Here is a 4,415-nt window from a genome sequence, read left to right on the forward strand (position 1 = left end):
CTGGCCGGCTTCGGCGCCGACCCCCTCAAGGCGTTCCACCCCGTGGGGTGCGTCGCCGACGCGGCGACGATCCGCGAGCGTCCCGACGGCACGTTCGAGGTCCTCGCGACCGGGACGACGCGGGTGCGGGTGCACTCCGTCGACGCGTCGGGGCCCTTCCTCACGGCCGAGCTGGAGGAGCTGTCCGAGGAGCGCGGCGAGGAGGCCGAGGCGCTCGCGGAGGTCGTCCTGCGGGCCTTCCAGCAGTACCAGAAGCGGCTCGCCGGGGCCCGTGAGCTGTCCGTCCTCTCCGGTGAGCTGCCGGACGAGCCCGGGGTCGTGTCGTATCTCGTCGCCGCGACGATGATGCTCGACACGCCGTCCAAGCAGCGACTTCTCCAGGCGCCGGATTTCGCCTCCCGGCTGCGGGACGAGCTGAAACTGCTTCGCGCCGAGACGGCGATCCTCCGTAGTCTGCCGTCCCTGCCCGCGTCGGACCTGACGCGCGGCCCGACGAGCCTGAACTGAGGGGTCCCGTGGCGAAGAAGCCGAAGAAGCAGGCCGGGGGGACACCGGCGACGGTCGCGCTGACGGCGGCGGGCGTGGCGTACACCGTCCACGCGTACGAGCACGATCCCGCGCACCCCTCGTACGGCGAGGAGGCCGCCGAGGCGATGGGGGTGTCACCGGATCGGGTGTTCAAGACGCTCGTCGCCGACGTCGACGGGGCCCTGACCGTCGCCGTCGTCCCCGTCGCGGGCACCCTCGATCTGAAGGCGCTGGCCACGGCGGTCGGCGGCAAGAAGGCGGCCATGGCCGACCCCGCCCTCGCCGAGCGCACCACGGGCTACGTCCGGGGCGGCATCTCCCCCCTGGGCCAGCGCAAACGCCTCCCCACCGTCCTCGACGCCTCCGCCGACGCGCACACCACGATCTGTGTCTCCGCCGGGCGGCGCGGCCTCGAAGTCGAACTCTCCCCCACCGACCTCGCCGGCCTCACCGGCGCGGTACTGGCCCCCATCGGGCGTGCCTGAGGGGTCGACGGGGCGCCCTCTCTCCGTTAAGCAGAGAAGGCATGTCGAAACGTACGCGGAAGCGGAAGTGGCGGATCAAGAAACGACGCGCGAACCACGGGAGGCGGCCGGCGTAGGGCGCGGGCGCCGGGGCAGCGCGTATGGCCGAGGCCGGTTCGGCGGGCCTTCCGCATCCGCAGGGCGGTACGGCCCGGCGTTCGCTTCGGCCAAAGACACACCGGCGCTCCCTTACGCCGGAGGCGTCACGTACGGCAGCTCGTACGGCGGTTCCGGGTCCCTCGGGCCGAACAGGGCCGTGAGGCCCAGGTGGACGAGGAGGGCGGCGACGGACCAGGCCATCAGCGTGGCCTTCGCGTCGAGCTTCAGGGGAGCCGAGAAGGTGACGCCCTTGCCCGCGCTCTTCGCGTGCGCGATGACGTCGGAGGAGGGGCCGAGCCACACGCCGAGCCTCCAGGCCACCACGGACGCGAGGATGCCGCCGGCCATGAGTCCGACGACGAGGGGGATCCCGCCGCGCCGGCGCCACAGAAAAACGGCCACCGCGCTGACGGCACCGCACGCCAACGCCAACAGGGTGAACGTTCCCTCGACCCCGATCGCCTGCTCCCCCTCGGAGTCCTTCAGGTAGACGACCCAGCTCCCGTCGGAGAGGTCCCCGACCAGCGGCACGCGCGGCGCCAGCCACAGCCACAGCAGCCCCAGCACCAGCCCGAGCACCGTCACTCCGACGGCGACGACAACGCCGTCCCGCACATCCGCCCACAGCTCCGCACGCCTCTCCGGCGTGTCCCACATCTGCCCGTACCCCTCCGGAGGCGGCGGAGGCCAGTCCCCCCGCGGAGACGGTTCGTGCGGCGGCGTAGGCGGAGTCAACGGAGCGGTCACCCTGCCATCGTGCCAGGCCGACCTTGCCCCCGCCCCACCGGACGGCGTTCCGGGGGACGGCTCACAGAACAACCGAGCGCCAATCCGGATAAACCGCACCCCCGCTACCGGACCGCAGCCCTCCGGTAAGCCCACGTGGCCACCCCCAACGACACGGCCCCCACCCCCGCGCAGACCGCCAGATCCCCCAGCACCAACGCCCAGTCCGGCCGCGCGGAGAACGTCCGGGCCAGCGCCTCCACCCCGTACGTGGACGGCAGCAGATCCCGGGCGAACCGCACCACCTCCGGCATCCGTTCCGGCGGCAGCACCCCCAGCAACAGCGCCGCGGACATCCCCAGCTGCCCCATGACGGTCGCCAGCTCGGGCCGGGGCGCCAGCAGCCCGAGCGCCGCACCGAGCCCGGCCAGCGCGGCCCCCGCGAGCGGGATCACGGCGATCAGCACCCACAGATGAGTGAGCGGCAACCCGAACAGCACACACCCGAAGACGGCCGTGACCACGGTCCCCGGCACGGTGAACGACGCGTACGCACCGGCCGCGCCCAGCACCACCGCGGCGGGCGGCACGGGCAGCGTGGCGTAGTGGTCAAGCCCTCCGCTCGCCCGGAGCTGCCCGAAGTACTGGGCGAGCAGGTTCAGCGCCACGAAGGCGACGACGAGAACGGCGGACCCGGCGACGACCGACTCCGCCTCGCTCCCCCCGTCCACCACGCCCCGCATCATGATGAGGATCCCGACGGACTGGAACGTCGCGACGAAGAGCAGCGGAATCCGCGCCACCCGCGCACGCGACAGCTGCGCCCGGTACACGGCGGCCAGCGACGGCCACAGCCGGGCCCGCGGCCCCAGCTCGGCGGCCTCCCGCTCACCGGGCTCGACGGCCCGCGCTCTCCCCGGCAGAACCCCGGCAGGTACGACACTCACGCGGCGCTGCTCCTCTTCTCCACGGCCCCGCCCCCGTCCCCTACGGACGCGGCGCCCGAAAAACTCATCCCGTCGCACAGGACGCCAAAAGACCCCTTCACGCCTTCACCAGCCCCTGCCGGGCGTCTCCCCCGAGCGCGAGGTACACGTCCTCAAGGCTCGGCGTGGCCAGCGTGAAGTCGTCGAGCGCGGCGAACGCGGCCCCACCGGTCACCGTCGACACCACCGCCCGCGCCTCCTCCGGGGCGAGCCGCAGCGTCCAGCGCCGCCCGGACTCGACGGCCCGCTCCCGCAGCGCGGCCACCTCGGGGACGTCCAGCGGAGCCTTCTCCCGCCACACGAGATCGACCCGCACCTCCCCGGCGACCTGCTCCTTCAGCCCGGCGGGTGTGTCGCAGGCGATGACGCGCCCTTTGTCGAGGACGGCGACCCGGTCGAGGACGGTCTCCGCCTCGATGACGTTGTGGGTGACGAGCAGCACGGTCGTCCCCCGCTCCGCGCGCCGCCGGTCGACGGCGGACCAGACGGCACGCCGGGCGACGGGGTCCATCCCGGTCGTCGGCTCGTCGAGGACCAGCAGCCGCCGCTCCCCCACCAGCGCCGTCGCGAAACAGGCGAGCCGCCGCTGCCCCCCGGACAGCTTGCGCAGCGGCCGTGCGGCGAGCGGCGTGAGCCCCAGCTCGTCGAGGACAGCGTCCCGTTCCGCGCGGGCCTCGCGGACGTCGAGCCCGCGCAGCCGCGCGGTGGTCTCGGCGGCGAGGGAGACGGTGAGTTCGTCGAGCGCGGTGGACTCCTGGCCGAGGTAGGCGAGGAGGCGGGCGGCGCGTTCGGGGTGGCGGACGATGTCGTGGCCGAGGATCTCGACGCTGCCGGAGTCGGGCCGCATCAGCCCGGTGAGCTGGCGGACGAGGGTGGACTTGCCGGCGCCGTTCGGCCCGAGCAGTCCGAAGATCTCACCGCGCCGGATGTCGAGACAGACGTCGTCGGTGGCCCGCACCTCGGGCGTGCCGGGCGTGCCGCGCCGGGCGCGCACCGCCCGGTAGGTCTTGGTCAGCCCGCGCACGGCACACACGACGTCTTCCGGGTGCCGGACTGCCGGTGTCGCGCGCGTACTCACAAGGGGAGAGCGTACGGGGTCGACGGCCCCCGCTCACGCCTGGGTCGTTGCTCAGTCGGCGGCCGGAGCGTGTTCCACGCCGGTCCTGGCGTCGATCTCCCGCCAGAATCCGGCCCGGATCGCGTACCGGTCGTGCTCGTCGATCTGGTCGTCCTTGTGCGCAAGGAGCCCGAAGCGGGCGGCGTAGCGCAGGAGCTCGCCGTCGATGCGGTGGGGGACGCGGGGGTACATGCCGGAGAGTTTCGGGAGGTGGGTCTGGTCGCCGAGGCGGGCGATCCAGCGGCGGGCGAACACCTGTCCGACCTCGTAGGGGTCGCCGCCGACGGTCGTGATGTCCTCCTCGCGGTCGGCCCAGCGCTGTTCGGCGGTGGTGAGCTGGGCGAGGGTCGGCATCGCGGCGGCCTCGGGGGGTTCGGCGGCGGGCCGGTCCACCCAGCCCTTGTCGGAGGACCAGCGCAGGGTCGCGGCCGGCGC

General features: G+C 73.6%; 5 protein-coding genes and 1 pseudogene. 2 read left to right on the plus strand and 4 right to left on the minus strand.

Annotated features, from left to right (window positions below; all coding sequences use genetic code 11):
• Positions 1-507 (plus strand): LON peptidase substrate-binding domain-containing protein (locus ACVNF4_RS32945; RefSeq protein WP_461806547.1); only part of this gene is annotated, 507 nt, incomplete at its 5' end.
• A gap of 8 nt (positions 508-515) precedes the next feature.
• A complete protein-coding gene (ybaK, locus tag ACVNF4_RS32950; RefSeq protein WP_461806548.1) occupies positions 516-1,013 on the plus strand; it encodes a Cys-tRNA(Pro) deacylase in 498 nt (165 codons plus the stop codon).
• Positions 1,014-1,241: 228 nt separating this feature from the next.
• Here the strand turns inward: ybaK and ACVNF4_RS32955 are convergent, their stop codons facing one another.
• The 4 genes and pseudogenes from ACVNF4_RS32955 to ACVNF4_RS32970 all read right to left on the minus strand — a co-directional run.
• Positions 1,242-1,898, minus strand: a complete 657-nt coding sequence (locus ACVNF4_RS32955) for a DUF2567 domain-containing protein (RefSeq protein ID WP_461806549.1) — start codon at positions 1,896-1,898, stop codon at positions 1,242-1,244.
• A gap of 104 nt (positions 1,899-2,002) precedes the next feature.
• Entirely contained in the window at positions 2,003-2,824 is an 822-nt protein-coding gene (locus ACVNF4_RS32960; protein WP_461806550.1) for an ABC transporter permease, read from the minus strand.
• A 97-nt stretch (positions 2,825-2,921) separates the two neighbouring features.
• Positions 2,922-3,896 carry an ABC transporter ATP-binding protein gene (locus ACVNF4_RS32965; RefSeq protein WP_461806551.1) on the minus strand — a complete coding sequence of 325 codons (975 nt, stop codon included), beginning with the start codon at positions 3,894-3,896 and terminating at the stop codon, positions 2,922-2,924.
• A 96-nt stretch (positions 3,897-3,992) separates the two neighbouring features.
• Positions 3,993-4,415 (minus strand): annotated as a pseudogene (locus tag ACVNF4_RS32970) (NYN domain-containing protein); the annotation flags it as partial.

The organism is Streptomyces sp. S6 (assembly GCF_054880855.1).